This window comes from Amycolatopsis sp. NPDC059021 (genome assembly GCF_042739895.1).
In the GTDB taxonomy this organism is placed as follows: Bacteria; Actinomycetota; Actinomycetes; order Mycobacteriales; family Pseudonocardiaceae; genus Amycolatopsis.
On sequence record NZ_JBHYIQ010000049.1, the window covers coordinates 1 to 19,698 of the forward strand.

The following is a 19,698-nucleotide window of genomic DNA, read 5'->3' on the forward strand; positions in this document are numbered from 1 at the left end:
GCTGGTGCCGCCGATCCACGACGACGTGATGTCGGTGCCCGGCGCGAAGATGTCGAGGCACTTGCCGTAGTTGGAGTAGGTGGCACGCGAGTCGTGGTTGGCCGTCGCGCCCACGGTGATCGCCTCCGGCGTCCGGGCGGGCGAGTTCTGGCAGGCGTCACCGTTGTTGTTGCCCCCGGCGATGCCGTAGGTGACCCCGGCGGCGATCGACTTCTTCACCGCGGCGTCGAGCGCGTCCGAAACGCCGCCACCGAGGCTCATGTTCGCCACCGCGGGCTTCTTGGCGTTCTGGGTGACCCAGTCGATCCCGGCGGTGACAGCCTCGAGAGTGCCCGAGCCCTGGCAGTCGAGAACACGGACGCCGACCAGCTTGACGTCCTTGGCCAGGCCGTAGGTCTTGCCGCCGATGGTGCCGGAGACGTGCGTGCCGTGGCCGTTGCAGTCGGTCGCGTCGTTGTCGTTGTCCACGAAGTCGTGGCCGGAGGTCGCCCGCCCGCCGAAGTCGGCGTGCTGCGTGTAGATCCCGGTGTCGATCACGTACGCGGTGACGCCCGAACCCGTCGCGGCGTAGCTGTACTTCTTGTCCAGCGGCAGGTCCTTCTGGTCGACCCGGTCCTGGCCCCAGGACGGCGGATTCGCCTGGTCCGTCGCGACGTGCACGACCTTGTTCTGCTCGACGAACGCGACGTCCGGGTCGGCGGCGACCCGCTTCGCCTGCGTCTCGCTCATCCGGCCGGAGAACCCGTGCAGCGTCGAGAACGTCTTCGCGATCGCCCCGCCGTGCCGGTTGGTGACCTGCTGCGCCACGCTGTCGAGGGAAAGCCCGTCCTTCAGCACGACGATGTAGCTGTCCTGCACCGCGTTGGCGCCCCCGGCGCCCCGAACTGTCCCCTCCTTCGCCGACGCGACGGCATTTCCGCCGAGAACGGTAACGACCGCCACGGCGGCAGCGACTCCTACGACAGGGAGCCGCCTACCCATTTTTCCAAGGGATTTCCGCAAGATCCGTTCCTCCTAGGCATGAGTGACCGGACGGTCCCGCGGACCGCCGATCTCTAGGGGTGACAAAGGCGCCGAATGTGCTGCTCGTTCACAGGGAACGTAGCGCCGGGATCAGGACACGGCGCGCTGATCGAGAAGAACGATTCTCGCCCGTCCTTTCCGGACTTTTCGGGCATTACCCCAGACGCGCGCCAAAACTCCGGCAAAGGGCGGCACCCTTTGCGACGGTAGGAGCAGTCGAGTTTGCCGGAAACTAACCCACAACCGCCCTCAATACGTTGGGTGACCGTTTCCCCATTTCGACACTCACTCGAACGGCGGACAACCAAAGTCGCGGAGGTCGTTAGCCGAGGAAACGGTCACCCTGCGTCCTCCGGGATAGCCCGCGCTCCGTTCGGCTAAACCTTCTTCAGACCGTTGCGGGCCAGGAATTCGTCGGCGATGTCCAGCGGGTTGCGCTTCTCCTCGGTGAACTGGACGTTCAGCTCGGTCAGCTGCTCGGTGGTCAGCGCCGCGGACACCCGGTTCAGCGCGTCCGTCTCCGCCGGGGAGAGCGTGCCCTTGGCCACCAGCGGCACAATGTTCTGCGCGGGGAACATGTTCTTGTCGTCGACGAGCGGGACGAACCCGTTGGCCGCGATCGTCGACGACGTGCTGAACAGATCCGCCACCTGCACCTCGCCCGATTTGAGCGCGGCCACGGTGACCGGGCCACCGGTGTCGGTCGTGCGGATCTCCTTGAACTCACAGCCATAGAGCTGCTTGATCCGGTCCTTCCACCGGCTGCTCCACTGCCCCGGCCCGCCGAGCACCAGATCCTTGCAGCGGGGCCCGAGGTCGGAGAACGTCCGCACGCCCGAATCGGCCAGTTGCTTCCCGACGACGAGCAGGTCCTTGTCCTCGGCGGGTGCCTGCGCCAGCACCTCGAACCCGGCCGGGACCTTCTGCTTCAACGCGGCGTAGACGTCCTGGGAAGTCGTGGCCGTGGTGTTCTTGTCGAAGTACCGCAGCAGGTTCCCGCTGTAGTCCGGCACCACCGACAACGACTTGTCCTGCAAGGCCTTCACCACGACCTCGCGGCTGCCGACCGGCGGGTGCACGGTGACGTTCTTCGCGCCCGCGTTGCGCAGCGCGCCCGCGTAGATCTGCGCGAGCAGCAGGCTCTCCCCCACGTCGGAGGCGCCGATGACGATGTCCCCGCTGCTGCCACCCTCGCCGCCGCCGGCGAGCGGGTTTCCGCACGCCGTCGCGAGCAGGGCGACCGCGGACAACAGTGCGACGACTGCGCGCTTCACGCGACACCTCCCGCGGCGGCGGCCTTCCCGGACGTCGCGCCCGCCGCGAGGCGGACTCCCGTGGGTACCAGCGCCCGTTGCACGGCGGCCAGTACGACGTCCAGCGCGATCGCCAGCAAGGCGGTCAGGATCGCGCCCGCGACCACCTCGGTGTAGTCCAAAATGGCCAGTCCGTCGAGCAGGAACCGGCCGAGCCCGCCGAGCCCGACGTACGCGGCCACCGCGGCTGTCGCGACAAGCTGCAGTACGGCGTTACGGATTCCACCCAGTACCAAGGGAAGCGCGATCGGAAGCTCCACCTTCCACAAGGTCTGCCGCCCGGTCATCCCGATGCCCTCCGCCGCGTCGACGACGTCGTGTTCGGCCGCCTGGATTCCCGCGTACGTCCCCGCGAGCACCGGCGGTACGGCGAGCACGACGAGCCCGATCACCGTCGCCGTCGTGCTTTCGGTGAACAGCAGGAACAGGAACGTCACCAGGCCCAGCGTCGGCAGCGCGCGGATCGCGTTGCCCGCGCTGACCAGCACGACGGCGCCGCGCCCGGTGTGCCCGACGAACAGTCCCAGCGGGACGGCGACGACGAGCGCGATCACCAGTGCCAGCCCGATGTAGGACAGGTGCTGGACGAGCCGGTGGCCGATGCCGTCCGGTCCCTGCCAGTGCGCGGGATCGCCGAACCAGGAGAAAATGTCCGAGATCATGCCGCGGCCCCTTCCAGAACGGGAGCCGCCTTGCCCGCCCGCTCCCACGGCGTGAGGACGTTGCGCAGCAGCACCAGCACCAGATCGACCACCAGCGCGAGCAGCAGCGTGAGCACGATGCCGACCACGATCGGCGAGAAGTACTCCCGCTGGAAGCCGTCGGTGAACAGCACCCCGAGGCCGCCGGTGCCGATCAGCGCGCCGACACTGACCAGGCTGATGTTGCTCACCGACGCGACCCGCACCCCGGCCGCCAGCACCGGCACGGACAGCGGCAGCTCGACGCCGAGGAAACGGCGCGGCGCGCGGTAGCCGATGGCGGTGGCGGCGGCGATGACGTGCGGCGGCACCGCGTCGAGCGCGTCGAGCACCGGGCGCACCAGCAGCGCCGCGGTGTAGATCGTGAGCGCGACGATCACGTTGACACTGTTCAGGATCCGGGTGCCGATCAGGCCGGGGATCACCACGAACAACGCCAGCGACGGGATCGTGTAGAGCAAATTGGACAGTACAAGGAGGACACTGCGGACCCGCTGGTAGCGGTGCCCGAGCCAGCCGGCGGCGATCGCCACCACGATGCCGAGCACCAGCGGCACCAGGGACAGGTAGATGTGGTCGAGCAGATCACCGAGCAGTTGCGCGCGGTTGTTGGCACTGCCCAGATACCGGCCGAGCTCCGCGAAGAAGCCGCCCATCACGCCCCCTGCGGCGACGCTTCGATCACCTCGAGGACCTGCCGCGCCACGACCGCCCCGAGCACCCGGTGCTCGTCGTCGACGACCACGCCGAGGCTGGCGGGCGAGGACAGCGCGGCGTCCAGCGCGCCCCGGATCGGCGTGCCCTGGACGTACAGCGAGCCGCCCGCGACCAGATCCGACTCGGTCAGCTCACCGTCCACAGTGGAATTCGGCGGCAGCCAGCCACGTGGTTGCTTGTCGGCGTTGACCGCGAGCAGCCACCCGCTGCTCGGACCCGTCAGCGTGCTGCCGAGCGCGATCTGCGGAATCTCCTGGACTTCGACGCCGGTCGAGGGCAGGAACGACAGCCCGCGATAGCCGCGATCACGGCCCACGAAGGACGCCACGAAGTCGTCCACCGGATGCCGCAGCACCTCGGCGGGCGTGCCGTACTGGGCCAGCTTCCCGCCGACCCGCATGACCGCGACCTTGTCGCCGAGCCGCACCGCCTCGTCGATGTCGTGGGTGACGAACACGATCGTCTTGCCCAGCTGGGACTGCAGCCGCAGCAACTCGTCCTGCAGGCCCTCGCGGACCACCGGGTCGACCGCGGAGAACGGCTCGTCCATCAGCAGCACCGGCGAGTCGGCGGCGAGCGCCCTGGCCACCCCGACCCGCTGCTGCTGGCCACCGGACAACTGGGCGGGATACCGCTTGCCGAGTTCGGCGGGCAGGCCGACGGTCTCCAGCAGTTCGACGGCGCGGTCGCGGGCCTTGCGCTTGTCCCAGCCCGCCAGCAGCGGCACGGTGGCGATGTTGTCCAGCACCGTCCTATGTGGAAACAGCCCGGCGTGCTGGATGACGTAGCCGATACCGCGGCGCAGCAGCGCCGGGTCCCCCTCGCAGACGTCCTTGCCGTCGAGCAGCACGGTGCCCGCCGTCGGCTCGACCATGCGGTTGATCATCCGCAGCGACGTCGTCTTGCCGCAGCCGGACGGGCCGACGAACACGGTGATCGTGCCGTCCTCGACGGTCAGGTTCAGATTGTCGACGGCGACGGTCCCGTCCGGATACCGCTTGGTCACGTCGCGGAATTGGATTGTCACACGTCACTCCCCACATCCGACAAACACCGACCGTAGCCGAGATCAAGGACTTCGGCACGGCGTTCCACCCACTGATGTGGCGAACGGCCTAAGCTGGTGCGCCGTGAGCGCACTCGACGACGTCCTCGCCGCGCACGGCGTCGGCGTCCGCCCGCTGTACCAGGTGATCGCCCTTCTCCGCACCGGCCACCACGACCTCGGCGAACTCGTCCGGCTCACCGCCGCGCCCCGCCGCAGCGTCGAGGACGTGCTGACCGCGCTCGGCGACGATCTCGAAAGGACGGAGTCCGGCGTCCGGATCGCCCCGCACGCCGTGGAGTCGTACGCGCGCTACACCCTTCCGGCGTCCACCGATCCTCTCGCCCCCGAACACGCCGAGCTGCTCGCGACGATCACCGGATACATCGACCGCGTCCCGCCGCCGCTCGCCGCGCTCGACCACGTCCAGGCGACCCCGGACACGGTGCTGCGCCGGGCACTGTGGCTGAACGCACGCTACGACCTCGCCACCACGCGGCTGCTGTTCCTCGGCGACCACGACCTGACGTCGCTGGCGGTCCGCGCGGTGTGCCCGGCCGCCGAACTGACCGTGGTGGACCTCGACGAGCGCGTACTGTCCTATGTGGACGATCTGAGCGAGCGGACGGTCGGTACCGTGCACGCCGATCTGCGGGTGGGCCTGCCGCCCGCGGTCTCCGGCCGCGCCGATCTGGTGTTCAGCGACCCGCCGTACACCCCGGAGGGCATGGGCCTGTTCGCGGCGCGGGGCGTGCAGGCGCTGCGGGAGCCGAGCGAGGGCAGGCTGTTGTTCGCCTACGGGTACAGCCCCCGGCATCCGGCGCTGGGCGCGCAGGTGCAGCGGTCGCTGGCGACGCTGGGGCTGACTTTCGAGGCCATCCTGCCGGACTTCAACCGCTACTTCGGCGCGCAGGCCATCGGCAGTGCGGCGGACCTTTACGTCTGCCAGCCGACCGCCAAGGCGAAGAAGAACCGTGGCGGCAAAGGGAAGTCCACGATCTACACGCACGGCCCGCAGTCGGTGGAGGCGGCGGGGACGAAACCCGCGCTGCTCGAAGCCCTGCGGGAAATCGCGACGGAAGGCGGGCTCTCGCTGGAATCGCGGCCGGTGGACTGGTCGGCGTCGGGCCCGGAGGGCGACGCCGTGGCGATGGACCTCTCCGCCGATCCCGGGCCGTGGCTGCTGCGGACCCTGTTGGGCACGAACGCGCGGCGGCTCGCGCTGCTGCTCCCCAACGCGCACCCCGACCTCGGCGACGAGGCGTCCCAGAAGGCGTTGACGGCGCTGACCGCGGCGAAGTACCGGCTCCGCTTCCTGCGCAGCACCCCGGACAACAAGCACGCGATCGTGGTCGCGGACGCCGTCGAGCATCCCGACGAAATCCTCACCCGGGCGCACGCGCGGCTGGCGAACGTCGCCCTCGACGTCCCGGACGACCTGCGCGACCTCCGCCTCGTCGACGTCCCCCGTCACCGCCTCGCCGCCCTGCTGAGCTGAAGGGGACTTTCTCCATCCATGCCCCCGCCGCCACCCTCAACGGAGACGCTTCGCGTCCAGTCTCGATTCCCCAGACGCGCTGAAGGGGACTTTCCTCGCATCACATGCGACGAAAGTCCCCTTCAGCTCACGCGAGGATCAGCTGGTGACGCCGTCGGCTTCGGCGGCCTTCGCCACCGCGGCGGCGACCTCGATCGCCACCCGCGGGTCGAGCGCGCTCGGCACGATGCGGTCCGGGCCCAAGTCGTCCTGCGCGACAGCCACGATCGCGTCGGCCGCGGCGAGCTTCATGTTCTCCGTGATGGCCCGCGCACCGGCGTCGAGCGCACCGCGGAAGACGCCGGGGAACGCCAGGACGTTGTTGATCTGGTTCGGGAAGTCGCTGCGGCCGGTGGCCACGATCGAGGCGTAGCGGGCCGCGACCTCCGGGTGGACCTCCGGGTCCGGGTTGGACAGTGCGAACACGATCGCGTCGCCGGCCATGCGGCCCAGCAGCGTCTCGTCGATGGTCGCGCCGGAGAGCCCGACGAACACGTCGGCGCCGTCCAGGGCCTCGGCCAGCCCGCCGGTCAGCCCCGCGGCGTTGGTGGTGCGGGCCAGCTCGGTCTTCACCGGGTTCAGCCCGTCCCGCCCGGCGTGGATGATGCCGCGCGAGTCCAGCACGGTGACGTCGGCGACGCCCGCCGCCTGCAGGATCTTCGCGCAGGCCACGCCGGCGGCGCCCGCGCCGGAGATGACGACGCGCTCCGCGGCGATGTCGCGGCCGAGCACCAGGTTCGCCCCGCGCAGCGCGGCCAGCGTCACGATCGCGGTGCCGTGCTGGTCGTCGTGCATGACCGGGCAGTCCAGCGCCTGCTTGAGCTTGTCCTCCAGCTCGAAGCAGCGCGGTGCGGAGATGTCCTCGAGGTTCACCGCGCCGTAGGAGGGCCGCAACCGCACGAGCGTCTCGACGATCTCGTCGACGTCGGTGGTGTCCAGCACCAGCGGTATCGAGTCGAGCCCGCCGAACGTCTTGAAGAGGACCGACTTGCCCTCCATGACCGGCAGCGAGGCGCTCGCGCCGATGTCACCGAGGCCGAGCACCGCGGTCCCGTCACTCACCACCACGACGAGCCGGTCCGCCCAGGTGTACCGCTTGGCCTTGGCGGCGTCCTCGGCGATCGCGCGGCTCACCTTCGCCACGCCCGGGGTGTACGCGATGGCGAGGTCGCGCGGGTCGGAGATCGGCCGGGTGGCCGCGACGGAGAGCTTGCCGCCCTCGTGCCGGTCGAAGATCTCCTCGTCGGTCACCGGTGCCGGGGTCACGTCGGCGCGGGACTGGTTGTCCATCGTGGTTCCTGTCGTCGGTTCGGTCATCCCTTCAGCAGGGACCACGGAACTCGCGGTTCGAAAGTGTGTCACTCGATTTCTCCTGGGACTGCGAGCGGGGGACCACAAGGGCCTGGCGAAGGCGCACCAAAGCACCCATGGGACTTGTCCTCCGGCACGGCAGCCCAGCGCGGTAGCGCCGGCCTGTCGCCGGGCGTCGCATCGGCCATCGGCGCCGTGGGTTGGGCGATGACCGCGGACGCGGCGGTCCGACCATTGTGACAGCAGCCCCGCCGCGCCCGACCCCGAGGTGCGGTTCATGTCACAGCGCGATCTTCCTTCTTTCCCAAGACGTCCGTCCGTTTTTCGAGGCCCCGATAAGGTGGACGAATGGATTTCCGGCGGTTGCGCGTCCTCGACGCCTACGAGTTCACCCCCCGCATATTCCCCGATGACCGCGGATTGTTCAGCGCGCCGTTCCAGGCGGAGGCGCTGCGGGAGACGGTCGGACATCCGCTGCGGCTCGCCCAGACGAACCACAGCGTTTCGCGGCGCGGTGTGATCCGCGGCATCCACTTCGCCGACACGCCGCCCGGTCAAGCGAAGTACGTGTACTGCCCGCGCGGCTCGATGCTCGACGTCGTCGTCGACCTGCGGGTCGGCTCGCCCACGTTCGGGCAATGGGACACAGCGCTGCTGGACGACACCGACTTCCGCGCGATGTACATCGCCGAGGGACTCGGGCACGCGTTCATCGCGCTCGAAGACGACACCGCCATGAGCTACCTGTGCTCGGAGCCGTACAACCCGTCGGGCGAACACGGCGTGAACCCGCTCGACCCCGAACTCGACCTGCCGTGGCCCGCGGACCTGACCCCGATCCTGTCCGAAAAGGACCGGAACGCGCCGACTGTCGCCGAGGCGCGCGAGCAGGGTCTCCTCCCCGCGTACGACGACTGCGTCGCCTACTACGAGAAGCTGCGTTCTCTCCCCTCGTGACGACCCGCCGGGCCGCCGACACCGCGTTGTGTCGACGGCCTCGCGCTCAGCTGAGCACGTCCTCCGCGAGCACGCGCTCGACGTTGCGTTCGGCCAGCGCGGTGATCGTCACGAACGGGTTCACCCCCGTGCTGCCGGGGATGAGCGAACCGTCGACGACGTACAGGTTCCGGTAGCCCTTGACCCGGCCGTAGTTGTCCGTCGCCTTGCCCAGCACCAGTCCGCCCAGCGGGTGATAGGTGAACCGGTTCTCGAACGGCCGCGTGTCGCCGAAGAGGTCGTGGCGGTAGATCGTGGTGTTGGCGCGGTTGATCCGGTCGAACAGCGCCTTCGCCGCGTCGATCGAGGCCTGGCCCTGGCCGGCCGTCCAGTGCAGCCGCGCGGAGTCGCTCGCCGCGTCGTAGCTGAAGTGGCCGCGCTCGGGATTCTTCGTGATCGCGAGGTAGAGGCTGACCCAGTTCTCGAGCCCGGCGGGCATCGGCGCGATCTCGGCGAAGACGGGGTGCACGGGATCGTGCCAGTTGTCGATGCCCAGCGCGGGCATGCAGGACTGCGTGCTGCCGGTGATGTCCCACACATGGTTCGCGCGGCCGAGCATGACGTTGCCGTTGGTGCCCCAGCCCTGCCCGATCTGGTCGTTCAGCGCGGGCAGCCGCCCGGTGTCGCGTGCCCGCAGCAGCAGTTCGGTGGACCCGAGGCTGCCCGCGCCGAGGAACAGGAACCGCGTGGTGACGTGCTTGGTCGCGAGCACCGTGCCCTCGGCGTCGAGCTCGCGCACGACCAGCGTGTAGCGGCCGTCCGGCTGCGGGAGGATTTCGCGGACCTGGTGCAGCGACTGGAGAGTGACGTGCCCGGTACCGAGCGCGGCGGCTAGGTACGACTTGTCGAGGGAGCGCTTTCCGTGGTTGTTGCCGTAGATGACCTCGGACGCCAGCGCCGAGCGCGGGACCTGCCCGGCTTCTTCCCGCTGCAGATAGCCGAAGTCGTAGACGCTGGGCACGAACGTCGTGGTGAAGCCCGCCCGCCGCGCGGCCTTCCTGGACACCCTGGCGTACCGGTAGGATTTGCACGTCTCGAACCAGCCGGGATCCACGTGGTTCGTGCCGAGCCCGGCGTTGGCCCGCGGGAAGTACACGCGGTACATCTCCTCCGCGTCGACCTCGGGCAGGATTTCGGTGAAATAGTCCCGTTTCGGCGTCACCGCCATCGCGCCGTTGACGAGCGAACCGCCGCCGACGCCGCGTCCGACGTAGACGGACATGTCACCGAAACTCACCCGGTCGAGCACACCCGCGTACGACTTGATGTCGCGGTTCACGACGTCGAGCCAGAGGAACGAGGCGAGCGGCGCCTGGGTGCGCCGGGTGAACCACATCGAGCGCTCGTCCGGTTTCAGCATGTCGCAGAACGTCTTCCCGTCCGCGCCCGCGGTGTTCCAGAGCTTGCCCATCTCCAGCACCAGCGTGCCGACGCCCGCGGCGCCGAGGCGCAGCGCGGTGACCGCGGCGCCGTAGCCGCTGCCGATCACCACGGCGGGCACCTCCTCGGGGAGCGAGGTGCTTTCCGCGCGGGCGGTGCCGGCCGAAACGGTCGTGACGCCGAGCGCGGCGGCGGTGTTGAGCGCGGTGAGGCCGAGGAAACGACGGCGATTCAAGACAGACATGCCCGCGATCGTCGCATCAAGTTGGTAAACGGTGTTTAGTAGTGGCGGGTTTTCCGGGTTTCCCCTGGGTGATTCACCCGATGTGGTGTGGGCCAGGACACAGCAGGCTGGCGTCATGACGTTGTTCACGCTGGCCGCCGCGGGATTCACCGCGGCCACCCTGACCCTGGGCCCGGCGCCCGCCGGGAGCGCGCCGGAGCCGGTGCCCACGTTCGACTTCCGCGACTGCCCGGCACCACCCGCGAACGCCGACCCCGGCACGTGGCGGTGCGAGGCCTTCGTCTCCCAGGGGACGCTGAGCATCCGGGACCGCGAGATCCCGCTCGGCGAACTGCGGATGACCTTCGCCGAAGGACGGGTGAACGGACAATACGCACAAATCTTCGGCGCGCTGCGCCATTCCCCCGCGCACGTTCCCGGAGCTTTCGGCACTACGATCCGGCTGCGCTACGGCGGGCATTCCGATTTCCGGACCGTCGGGAACCGGCGCGGTGAACTCGACCTCTTCGCGGAACTCCGGCATCCGCTGCTACCGGCGGAATGCACGCTCGGCAGTCCGGCGAAACCACTGCGTTCGGTGGTCTACGACGATCCCGCGGTACCACGGAAGGTGATCTCACAAGACCCGCCGACCTATTATTTCGGCGTCGTCGACCAAGCGCTCACGCTGCCCGCGACGCAGCACTGCGGACCACTCGGCACCCTCGTCGACCGCCACCTCGGCCTGCCGTCGCCGACCGGGAACAACGTGTTCAAGCAGACGACGTACGTGCAATACAAACCGCTTTAGGACTTCTTCTTCGGCGTGACCCAGATGGTGATCGTCGCCGTCACGACCGGCTTCCCGTTCGTGTCGGTGATGGTCACCGGCACGGGCAGTTCGAAGCCGTCCTCGCCGAATTCGGGCAGCTCCGGAAGTTCGGCGACCGCGCGCAGGCTCGTCTCCGCCTTGGCGACGTAGGCGACGGTCATGCCCTTCGGCAGCCAGCGGTGCGTCGCCGGGACGGTGGCCTCGGCGAGCATGCCCATGGCGATCTCGGCGAGGTTGCACGCGGCGATCGCGTGGAACGTGCCGATGTGGTTGTAAACACCCCACCACTTCGGCGCGGTCACCTCGCAGTACCCGGGCCGCAGTTCGCGCACCGAGGGCAGCACCGTGCGGAAGTAGGGAACCCGCAGGCACATCGCGGCGGAGAACAGCTGCTTCCCGCCGGGCTTCGCGGTCAGCTTGCGCCACAGCGCGAACGTCGGGCTGTCTGCCATATCCGTCTCCCTCGCCAAGTTACTCACCGGTAGCTAAGCAGACGCGGGGCCTGCTCCGCAAACGGGCCGTATATTCGGCCGCGTGGCTCATCGGCTCTTTCTCCTCAGGCACGGCCAGACCGAATGGTCGGTCAACGGCAGGCACACCGGACGCACCGACATCCCGCTGACCGCGGCGGGCGAAGGCCAGGCCCGCGCCGCGGGCGGGACCCTGCGCACCCTGGTCGGCGGCCCCGCGCTCGTGCTGTCCAGCCCGCGCACCCGCGCCCAGCGCACGGCCGAGCTGGCCGGGCTGCGCGTGGACGAGGTCACCGAGGACCTCGCCGAATGGGACTACGGCGACTACGAGGGCGTCACCACCCCGACGATCCGGGAGACCGTTCCCGGGTGGACGGTCTGGACGCATCCGATCCCCGGCGGCGAAAGCGCCGAGGACGTCCAGGCGCGGGCGGACAAGCTGCTCGACCGTGCCCGGCGCGAGGTCGAACACGGCGACGTCATCCTGGTGGGACACGGGCATTTCAGCCGGGTGCTGGTGGCACGCTGGCTCGGCCTGCCGTCCACTTCGGGTGTCCACTTCGGACTCGACCCGGCCGGGATCGCGGTGCTCGGCGACGAACGCGGCGAACCGCAGATCGAACACCTCAACCTGCTGCCGCTGCTGGAGGCCTGAATGCCCGACGAGCGCATCCGCCGCGTCCGCGAGGAAGACGTCGACACCGTCGTCGAACTGGTCCACGACCTGGCGGAGTACGAACGCGCCCCTGACGAATGCCACCTCACCGCCGATCAGCTGCGGACGGCGCTGTTCGGTGAGTCCCCCGCCCTGTTCGGCCACGTCGCGGTGGTCGACGGCGAGGTCGTCGGGTTCATGCTGTGGTTCCTAAACTTCTCGACCTGGCGCGGGGTGCACGGGATCTACCTGGAAGACCTGTACGTCCGGCCGTCGCAGCGGGGCACCGGCCTCGGCAAGGCGATGCTCGCGACGCTGGCGGCCGAATGCGTCGCGCGCGGCTACGCCCGGCTGGAGTGGTGGGTGCTGAACTGGAACCCGGCGACGGAGTTCTACAAGTCGCTCGGCGCCGTCCCGATGGACGAATGGACCGTGAACCGCCTCACCGACGACTCACTCCGCGCCCTCGCCGCCGAAGCCTGACGCGTTCACACGGCTCGGCGACCGAGCGCCGGTTTTCTCACTGAGGTGCTGAGGTGATGTCGCGAACGCTCCGTTCGGGACGTTCATCGTCGGCAACGGAGCGTTCGCGACACCGGGCGGTGTGGTCGGCTTGGCACCTCAATGGGGCGCATGAGCCACCCCCGGGAACGGGAGCGAGGGACCTTTACTACCGCCGGAGCGGAGCAAGGGACCTTTACTAACGTCCTTGAGCCAGCCAACGATTAGCGTGCTAAGCAACGCTAGCAAAGGTCCCTTGCTCTCCCGCGCGGCGAAAACCGCTGGTCAGCCCTGATCCTGCTCGCGACGCTCGCGTTCGGCGCGGCGGCCCGCGAGCCCGCCGCGCTCGGCGGCGTCCTCCTCGCTCTCGCCTTCCTGCAGCCCCAGCGCCCAGGCACGCGACGGGCGGCGGAACAGCAGCACCAGCGTCGCGATGCCGAGGAGCGCCAGCGGCACGCCCCACACCGGCTGCCCGGACGGCCCGAGGATGTACCAGCCGATCCCGACGAGCATCAGCGCGACGACCACGCCCGGCGACCGCGCCCACGTCTTGCCGAGGATCAGGCCCGCCGAGGCGGCCAGGAACATGAGGGCGAGCACGACGTAGGTGGCGACCTCGGCGTAGATGTTGTTGCCGGGCAGCGCGGGCTCCTGCAGGCCCCTGACCAGCACGACCACCCCGAAGACGAGCAGCCCGAGCGAGGGCACGGCGGAGATGACGCCGGCCAGCCGGACCTCACGGGGGGCGGGCGAGAGCTTGTCGGCGAGGGGCACGTCGAACGGCCTTCCTGGCGGCTTTTCCGGAGCGCGGTGGCCTCGACCTGGGCGAGTCACCGTACGTGAGCACTTTCGATGGTATGCCACCCGGTCGGCCGTTTTCGCGGGGCCGCCGGGCGGCAAAAATCAGCAGTGTCGTCGATGAGCGGGCGGTCGGCCCGGGTGCACTTGTCACGACGAGCGGAGACTCACCGGCAGTAGAGGAGGGCCGCCCGCCACAGGGTCATCGGTGCTGTTGCGAGGACGCCATCCGCCGAGCGCGGGGCTGAGCTTCTGGTCACCCTTGTGCGCTGGAAGGTTCTCCGCCCGGTGGACGTCACTTACCCTGCGGTAGTGCGCGCGATCCTCGTCGTGAACCCCCAGGCCACCTCGACCACCGCCGGTGGCCGGGACGTGCTGGCGCACGCGCTCGCCAGCCAGGTGAAGCTCGACGTCGTCGAGACCGACTACCGCGGGCACGCGCTCGCGGTGGCCAGGGCGGCGGCACGCGACGGCTTCGACCTGGTGGTGGCGCACGGGGGCGACGGCACCGTCAACGAGGTCGTCAACGGCCTGCTGGCGGACGCCAGTCCCGCGCGGGTGGGCGACGGGCCGATGCTCGGCGTCGTGCCGGGCGGCTCGGCCAACGTCTTCGCACGCGCACTGGGCATCTCCCCCGATCCCGTCGAGGCGACTCATCAGCTCCTGTACGCGCTGGAGCACGATCGCTCGCGCCGGATCGGCCTCGGACTCGCCGACGGGCACTGGTTCACCTTCAACGCCGGCCTCGGCTGGGACGCCGACGTCGTCGGGAAGGTCGCGAAGCGCCGCGGCAAGCAGACGAGCGCGGCGCTCTACCTCCGCGCCGCCGTCGGCAGCTACTTCCGGCCGCCGCTGGGCCGCCCCACCCTCACGGTCCGTCTCCCCGGCGAGGAACCCGCCGAGGCGATGACCGCTTTCGTGTCCAACACCGATCCGTGGACCTACCTGGGTGACAGGGCCGTTCATCTCAACAGCGGCTGCTCGTTCGAGACCGGACTCGGCCTGTTCGCGTTGAACGGTATGAGCTTGCCGACCGTGTTCAGGCATGTACGGCAAGCTTTGCTCACCGAGAGCAACCAGCGCGGACGACGTCTCCTTCGTCACGATGATCTGCCGAAGATCCGCATCGACGCAGCTGAACCGGTACACTTCCAGGTGGACGGCGACCTGGTCGGGCAGCGGACCGGAGTGGAGTTCGTCAGTGTCCCGGATGCACTCACGGTAATCGTGACGCCACCGGACCTCTGATCGCCTGCGGCAAAGCGGCTTATGCCGTTCGCCGACGCAGAACCTCCGCTCACCGCATCAGCCTTCCCATCCGAAGGCTGTTTCGGACCGAAACCGCAGGTCAGACGCGTCGCTCGGCCGGGTGAGCTGACTCACCGATCTTCGGAAAACCCTTGTCGAAAGCGGTGCTTCGTGAAAGCATTCACAAGCACCCAAAAACACGACCGCCATGACGACTATGGCGCGGAGTACCGCGCCGTTATGAAGGAGCTCACGAACATGGACTGGCGCCACGACGCGGCCTGCCGAGACGAGGACCCCGAGCTGTTCTTCCCCGTGGGAACCAGCGGTCCTGCTCTGTCGCAGGTAGCGCAGGCGAAGGCCGTGTGCCACCGCTGCACCGTCGCCTCCGACTGCCTGGCCTGGGCTCTGGCCAGCGGCCAGGACGCCGGCGTGTGGGGCGGCATGAGCGAGGACGAGCGACGCGCGCTCAAGCGCCGCCGTACGCACATCGGCACGCGCACCAACGCCTGATTCTCACAGCACCACAGTTTCGCCAAGCACCACCCAGCACCACCACGGAGCCGAGGAAATTCACCCGGCGCGGTAGCAGCATGCCCGCGCCGTCTGGGGTGATACCTACCCGGTTCGATTTTATCAAGTGAGGTGAAGCCGCCCCGGTACGGGTACGGCGTAGCCTTACAGGACTTCATGTCCTCCCGCGAAACGTGGAAAGGGCCGACACCATCAGGTGTCGGCCCTTCCTCGTGCCCTCGCCAATCACGCGAGATCTCCGTCTGATCACGCGAGTTCCGCGCCTGATCACGCGAACCCGCCCTCCGCACACTGGGGTCCACAAGGGACACTTCCGTGCCGGGGCGGGGATTTCGCGTGCCTGGCAAGAGATCCGGCGTGCGCGAGTGGAGCTCCGTCGTGTTTGGACGGAGATCTCGTCAGAGACGGCGGGACAGCGGGATGCGCAGCGCGGCTTCGGTACCCGCCTGGCGCGAGGTTCCGGCGTCGGCACGGACTTTCCGGAGCGAAAGCGAGCCACGCAGTTCCGACTCCACCAGCGTCCGCACGATCTGCAGGCCGAGCCCGTCGCTGCGTTCCAGCGAGAACCCGGACGGCAGCCCGCGCCCGTTGTCCCGGATCAGCACGTCCAGCCAGCGTGCCGAACGCTCCACGATCAGCTCGACCTTGCCCGAGCGCCCGTTCGGGAACGCGTGCTCGACGGCGTTCTGCACCAGTTCGGCGAGCACCATCACCAGCGGCGTCGCGATCTCGGCCACGACCACCCCGAACGAGCCCTCCCTCGAGAGGCTGACCTGGGACTCGGCGGTGGCCACCTCGCCCACCATCGGCAGCACGTTGTCGAGCAGGCTGTCCAGGTCGACCCGCTCGTCCACGGAGATGGACAGCGCCTCGTGCACCAGCGCGATCGACGTCACCCGGCGCACGGATTCGGCCAGCGCGAGCCGCGCCTCCTCCGAGGACGTCCGCCGCGACTGCAGCCGCAGCAGCGCGGCCACGGTCTGCAGGTTGTTCTTGACCCGGTGGTGGATCTCGCGGATCGTCGCGTCCTTGGACAGCAGCGCGCGGTCCCGCCGTTTGACCTCGGTGACGTCACGCACCAGCACCAGCGCGCCCGCGGCCTGTCCCGCCGGGCGCAGCGGCAGCGCGCGGAAAAGCACCACGGCGCCACGCCGCGAGTCGGCCTCGGTGCGGCTGCTCGGTTTCCCGTCGAGCGCCTCGATGATCCGGTGCGACACCTCGGTGGCGTCGAACGGATCGCGGATCAGCGACCGCGTCAGCGGCGCCAGCCGGGTCCCGACCAGATCCGATTCGTGCCCCATCCGGTGATACGCCGAAAGCCCGTTCGGACTGGCGAAGACGACGGTTCCGCTCGGGTCGAGCCGGATCAGCCCGTCACCGACCCTCGGACTCGTGTGCGTGTCGGTTTCGTTGCCACGACTGGGAAAAGTCCCATCGACGATCATCTGGCACAGATCGCCGGCGCTGCCGAGGTAGGCGATTTCGAGCGGACTCGGCACTCGCGGCGCCGCCAGGTTCGTCTCCCGGCTGAGCGCCGCGACGACCTGGCCGCCGAACGTCACCGGCACGGCCTCGCGGCGCATCGGCAGATCGCGGTACCAGTGCGGGTCCTCCTCGCGGCAGATCCGCTTCTCCCGCATGGCCCGCGCGAGCTGCGGATGCTCCTCGACGGTGAACCGCGCGCCGACGACGTCCTCGGGATGCGCGGTGGGCGCCGTCGTCGGCCGGGCGTGGGCGACGCAGACGAAGTCGCCGCCCTCGGGTTGCAGATCCTGCGCCACCGGGACCCAGAGCAGGAAGTCGGCGAACGAGAGGTCCGCGAGCAGTTGCCATTCGGCGACGACGGTCTGGAGGTGATCCGCCGCCTCCCCGGGGAGGCCGGTGTTCTCGGCGAGCAGGTCGGAAAGCGTGGACACCGGGTTACTCGACCACCCCGAGCAGGTCACCCTGCTGGACGAGGTCACCCTTGGTCACCGCGAGACTGGTCAGCGTGCCCGCACCCTCGGTGGCCACCGGCAGCTCCATCTTCATCGACTCCAGGATCACCACGGTCTGCCCGGCCGCCAGCGTCGTGCCGGGCTCGGCGACCACTTCGAGCACGGTGCCGACCATTTCCGCCCTGATCTCGGCCATCGACGTCCTCCTGCCTCTCTCCGGCCCCCATCCAACCATCGGCACAGGCGCCCGACCAGGTGAGCGGAGCGCATGCCACACTAGGGAGGTTGACCCGAGCCCGGCAGGCGCGTCAGCGCCCCGCAGTGGCCACCCACGGTCTGGAACATACGCAGCAAGGAGTGAACGATGTCGAAGCGCGCCCGCAAGCGTCGCGACCGGAAGAAGAACGGCGCGAACCACGGCAAGAAGCCCAACGCCTGAGCATCGGCGTGAAACGGCCCCCGCACCAGCCGGTACGGGGGCCGTCGCCGTTTCCGGCGAAACTACTCGGAGCGTTCCTCGATGCTGACCTCGGTGCGCTCGACCGTGACGTTGCCGCGGGTGGCGACGGTCTTGCGGATCGACGCGCGCAGCCTGCTCTTGAGGTCGTCCGGCGCGTGGTCACCCCCGCACTTGCGGGCCAGCAGCTGCTTGAGCTGCTCGTCGATGCCGAATTCCTCGAGGCACGGCGGGCAGTCCTCGATGTGCTTGCGCAGCACGGCGTCGCGCTCGGGACTGCACTCCTTGTCGAGCACCAGGTAGATCTCGGCGAGCGCCTCCTCGCAGCGGACCTTGGCCTCGGCGTCGCCTGCGTCCTCGCAGTAGTTCATCGCCCCGCCACCTCCTGGCGATCACGACGGATGAAACCGCGCTCGCGAGCGACGTCGGCGAGCAGGTCGCGCAGCTGCGCGCGGCCACGGTGCAGACGGGACATCACGGTACCGATCGGCGTTTCCATGATCTCGGCGATCTCCTTGTACGCGAAGCCCTCGACGTCGGCGAGGTAGACAGCCAGCCGGAACTCCTCGGGCAGCTTCTGCAGCGCGGCCTTGACGTCGGTGTCGGGGAGGTTGTCCATCGCCTCGACCTCGGCCGACCGCAACCCGCTGGAGGTGTGGCTCTCGGCCTTGGCGATCTGCCAGTCGCTGATCTCGTCGGTGGGCTGCTGCACCGGCTGCCGCTGACGCTTGCGGTAGCCGTTGATGTAGGTGTTGGTGAGGATGCGGTACATCCACGCCTTGAGGTTCGTGCCCTCCTTGAAGGAGGCGAACGCCCCGTACGCCTTGAGGTAGGTCTCCTGGACCAGGTCCTCGGCGTCGGCTGGGTTGCGGGTCATCCGCATCGCCGCCGAGTACAGCTGATCGAGCAGCGGCATCGCGTCCCGCTCGAAGCGCTCGGCGCGCTCGGCCGCCTCCTGGACGTCCGCGACCTCCTCCGGCGCGGAATTCTGCGTGCTCGGCAAACCGTTCCCTTCCCGGTCGGGGCCGATGCGCGGGCGCGCATACGGCACCCGCGAGTTTACGCGGGCCGTGCCAGGGCGCTCGGAACGGCGCCTGCCGGTCTGACGAGGGAGGGTGAGCGTGCTGTTCACACCCGCTACAACCGGAAACGGCGTTGCCGCATTCCCCGGCTCTGGCACACTCAACGGCCATGGCCGGTAAGGGAACCCCGGCGACCGCGCTGCTCGCGAAGCAGAAAGTCGCCCACGAACTGCATTCCTACGACCATGATCCGCGTCACGAATCGTTCGGTTCGGAGGCCGTGGAGGCCCTCGGGCTCGACCCCGCGCGCGTGTTCAAGACCCTGGTCGCCGACGTCGACGGCAAGCTGACCGTCGGGGTGGTCCCGGTCACCGGCCAGCTGGATCTGAAGGCACTGGCGGCCGCGGCGGGCGGCAAGAAGGCGAAGATGGCCGACCCGGCCGCCGCGCAGCGGGCGACGGGGTACGTGCTGGGCGGGATCTCGCCGCTCGGGCACCGCAGCCGGATCCCGGTGGTGATCGACGCGACGGCCGAGAAGTTCGAGACCGTGTACTGCTCGGCCGGGCGGCGCGGCCTGGAGGTCGAACTCGCGCCGGCCGATCTGGTGCGGCTCACCGGCGCCGTGGTGGCGCCGATCGTGGGCTGAGCGGGGCCTTTCACCGCGGTTGCTTAGTGCACTAATGGTTGGCTTGCCAAGGGACGATAGCAAAGGTCCCTTGCTCTCTTTCCGCAGGTCAGAGCCCATCTCTCGACCTATGAGCTGAAGGGCGCCTTCAGTACAGGCAACGCACCGAGGGACGCCTTCAGTGCGTTGGCCGTGCCCAGGGACGCCCTAGGTGCACCCGACGCACCGAGGGACGCCCTCGTCGCATCTCCCCCGCCGCCCACGACACCCGGCCTCCACACCCCCTGCGGGAAATGGCCGGTATGACACCCGCAAGGGGGCGGACCCCCCACCACGGGGCGGGAAGACACCCACCGGCCGCCCCCCCCCCCCG

22 protein-coding genes are annotated in these 19,698 nt (G+C 69.2%); 9 read left to right on the plus strand and 13 right to left on the minus strand.

Going from position 1 to position 19,698, the window contains the following annotated elements:
* The 5 genes from ACFWX1_RS26580 to ACFWX1_RS26600 form a co-directional block, all read right to left on the minus strand.
* A partial coding sequence (locus ACFWX1_RS26580; protein ID WP_378391718.1) for a S8 family peptidase occupies window positions 1-981 on the minus strand: 981 nt, incomplete at its 3' end.
* 419 nt (window positions 982-1,400) lie between these two features.
* On the minus strand, window positions 1,401-2,297 hold the full coding sequence (locus ACFWX1_RS26585) for an ABC transporter substrate-binding protein (protein ID WP_378391720.1): 897 nt from the start codon (window positions 2,295-2,297) through the stop codon (window positions 1,401-1,403).
* Window positions 2,294-2,998 carry an ABC transporter permease gene (locus tag ACFWX1_RS26590; protein ID WP_378391722.1) on the minus strand — a complete coding sequence of 235 codons (705 nt, stop codon included), beginning with the start codon at window positions 2,996-2,998 and terminating at the stop codon, window positions 2,294-2,296. The genes ACFWX1_RS26585 and ACFWX1_RS26590 overlap by 4 nt, the downstream gene beginning before the upstream one ends.
* Window positions 2,995-3,693: an ABC transporter permease gene (locus ACFWX1_RS26595; RefSeq protein ID WP_378391723.1), complete on the minus strand. Its 699-nt coding sequence runs from the start codon at window positions 3,691-3,693 to the stop codon at window positions 2,995-2,997. The genes ACFWX1_RS26590 and ACFWX1_RS26595 overlap by 4 nt, the downstream gene beginning before the upstream one ends.
* Window positions 3,693-4,781, minus strand: a complete 1,089-nt coding sequence (locus ACFWX1_RS26600) for an ABC transporter ATP-binding protein (RefSeq protein WP_378391725.1) — start codon at window positions 4,779-4,781, stop codon at window positions 3,693-3,695. Before ACFWX1_RS26600 ends, ACFWX1_RS26595 begins: the two co-directional genes overlap by 1 nt.
* A 103-nt stretch (window positions 4,782-4,884) precedes the next feature.
* Here ACFWX1_RS26600 and ACFWX1_RS26605 point away from each other — a divergent pair, with 103 nt between their 5' ends.
* Window positions 4,885-6,297, plus strand: coding sequence for a bis-aminopropyl spermidine synthase family protein (locus ACFWX1_RS26605; RefSeq protein WP_378391727.1), 1,413 nt, complete (start codon window positions 4,885-4,887; stop codon window positions 6,295-6,297).
* 138 nt (window positions 6,298-6,435) lie between these two features.
* Here the strand turns inward: ACFWX1_RS26605 and ACFWX1_RS26610 are convergent, their stop codons facing one another.
* Window positions 6,436-7,626 (minus strand): NADP-dependent malic enzyme, encoded by a 1,191-nt coding sequence (locus ACFWX1_RS26610; RefSeq protein WP_378391729.1) that lies wholly within the window; start codon window positions 7,624-7,626, stop codon window positions 6,436-6,438.
* 369 nt (window positions 7,627-7,995) lie between these two features.
* On the opposite strand from ACFWX1_RS26610, the gene ACFWX1_RS26615 reads away from it, so the two are divergent.
* Window positions 7,996-8,604 carry a dTDP-4-dehydrorhamnose 3,5-epimerase family protein gene (locus ACFWX1_RS26615; protein WP_378391731.1) on the plus strand — a complete coding sequence of 203 codons (609 nt, stop codon included), beginning with the start codon at window positions 7,996-7,998 and terminating at the stop codon, window positions 8,602-8,604.
* A gap of 46 nt (window positions 8,605-8,650) precedes the next feature.
* Here the strand turns inward: ACFWX1_RS26615 and ACFWX1_RS26620 are convergent, their stop codons facing one another.
* Window positions 8,651-10,267 (minus strand): GMC oxidoreductase, encoded by a 1,617-nt coding sequence (locus tag ACFWX1_RS26620; RefSeq protein WP_378391733.1) that lies wholly within the window; start codon window positions 10,265-10,267, stop codon window positions 8,651-8,653.
* Between the two features lie 115 nt (window positions 10,268-10,382).
* Here ACFWX1_RS26620 and ACFWX1_RS26625 point away from each other — a divergent pair, with 115 nt between their 5' ends.
* Window positions 10,383-11,057 (plus strand): hypothetical protein, encoded by a 675-nt coding sequence (locus ACFWX1_RS26625; RefSeq protein WP_378391735.1) that lies wholly within the window; start codon window positions 10,383-10,385, stop codon window positions 11,055-11,057.
* Here the strand turns inward: ACFWX1_RS26625 and ACFWX1_RS26630 are convergent.
* Window positions 11,054-11,530 (minus strand): hotdog fold domain-containing protein, encoded by a 477-nt coding sequence (locus tag ACFWX1_RS26630; protein ID WP_378391737.1) that lies wholly within the window; start codon window positions 11,528-11,530, stop codon window positions 11,054-11,056. The two genes, ACFWX1_RS26625 and ACFWX1_RS26630, sit on opposite strands and share 4 nt — an antisense overlap.
* Window positions 11,531-11,612: 82 nt before the next feature.
* Between ACFWX1_RS26630 and ACFWX1_RS26635 the strand changes: the two genes are divergently transcribed.
* Together ACFWX1_RS26635 and ACFWX1_RS26640 are read left to right on the plus strand one after the other, a co-directional pair.
* Window positions 11,613-12,203 carry an acid phosphatase gene (locus ACFWX1_RS26635; protein WP_378391739.1) on the plus strand — a complete coding sequence of 197 codons (591 nt, stop codon included), beginning with the start codon at window positions 11,613-11,615 and terminating at the stop codon, window positions 12,201-12,203.
* A complete protein-coding gene (locus ACFWX1_RS26640; protein WP_378391741.1) occupies window positions 12,204-12,686 on the plus strand; it encodes a GNAT family N-acetyltransferase in 483 nt (160 codons plus the stop codon).
* 303 nt (window positions 12,687-12,989) lie between these two features.
* Here ACFWX1_RS26640 and ACFWX1_RS26645 read toward each other — a convergent pair whose 3' ends face one another.
* Window positions 12,990-13,478 (minus strand): hypothetical protein, encoded by a 489-nt coding sequence (locus ACFWX1_RS26645; protein ID WP_378391743.1) that lies wholly within the window; start codon window positions 13,476-13,478, stop codon window positions 12,990-12,992.
* A gap of 336 nt (window positions 13,479-13,814) precedes the next feature.
* On the opposite strand from ACFWX1_RS26645, the gene ACFWX1_RS26650 reads away from it, so the two are divergent.
* Together ACFWX1_RS26650 and ACFWX1_RS26655 are read left to right on the plus strand one after the other, a co-directional pair.
* Window positions 13,815-14,750, plus strand: a complete 936-nt coding sequence (locus tag ACFWX1_RS26650; RefSeq protein WP_378391745.1) for a diacylglycerol/lipid kinase family protein — start codon at window positions 13,815-13,817, stop codon at window positions 14,748-14,750.
* 258 nt (window positions 14,751-15,008) lie between these two features.
* Window positions 15,009-15,263, plus strand: coding sequence for a WhiB family transcriptional regulator (locus ACFWX1_RS26655; protein ID WP_072481920.1), 255 nt, complete (start codon window positions 15,009-15,011; stop codon window positions 15,261-15,263).
* Window positions 15,264-15,682: 419 nt separating this feature from the next.
* Here ACFWX1_RS26655 and ACFWX1_RS26660 read toward each other — a convergent pair whose 3' ends face one another.
* Together ACFWX1_RS26660 and ACFWX1_RS26665 are read right to left on the minus strand one after the other, a co-directional pair.
* Window positions 15,683-17,200 carry a sensor histidine kinase gene (locus tag ACFWX1_RS26660; protein ID WP_378391747.1) on the minus strand — a complete coding sequence of 506 codons (1,518 nt, stop codon included), beginning with the start codon at window positions 17,198-17,200 and terminating at the stop codon, window positions 15,683-15,685.
* Window positions 17,201-17,204: 4 nt separating this feature from the next.
* Entirely contained in the window at window positions 17,205-17,417 is a 213-nt protein-coding gene (locus tag ACFWX1_RS26665; RefSeq protein ID WP_378391749.1) for a biotin/lipoyl-binding carrier protein, read from the minus strand.
* A gap of 168 nt (window positions 17,418-17,585) precedes the next feature.
* Between ACFWX1_RS26665 and ACFWX1_RS26670 the strand changes: the two genes are divergently transcribed.
* Window positions 17,586-17,660, plus strand: a complete 75-nt coding sequence (locus tag ACFWX1_RS26670) for a 50S ribosomal protein bL37 (RefSeq protein WP_098515123.1) — start codon at window positions 17,586-17,588, stop codon at window positions 17,658-17,660.
* A gap of 62 nt (window positions 17,661-17,722) precedes the next feature.
* On the opposite strand, the gene rsrA is transcribed toward ACFWX1_RS26670, so the two are convergent.
* Together rsrA and ACFWX1_RS26680 are read right to left on the minus strand one after the other, a co-directional pair.
* Window positions 17,723-18,049, minus strand: coding sequence for a mycothiol system anti-sigma-R factor (rsrA, locus tag ACFWX1_RS26675; RefSeq protein ID WP_378391751.1), 327 nt, complete (start codon window positions 18,047-18,049; stop codon window positions 17,723-17,725).
* Window positions 18,046-18,681: a sigma-70 family RNA polymerase sigma factor gene (locus ACFWX1_RS26680; RefSeq protein WP_378391753.1), complete on the minus strand. Its 636-nt coding sequence runs from the start codon at window positions 18,679-18,681 to the stop codon at window positions 18,046-18,048. The genes rsrA and ACFWX1_RS26680 overlap by 4 nt, the downstream gene beginning before the upstream one ends.
* 188 nt (window positions 18,682-18,869) lie before the next feature.
* On the opposite strand from ACFWX1_RS26680, the gene ybaK reads away from it, so the two are divergent.
* Entirely contained in the window at window positions 18,870-19,346 is a 477-nt protein-coding gene (ybaK, locus tag ACFWX1_RS26685) for a Cys-tRNA(Pro) deacylase (RefSeq protein ID WP_378391755.1), read from the plus strand.
* Window positions 19,347-19,698: the final 352 nt, after the last annotated feature.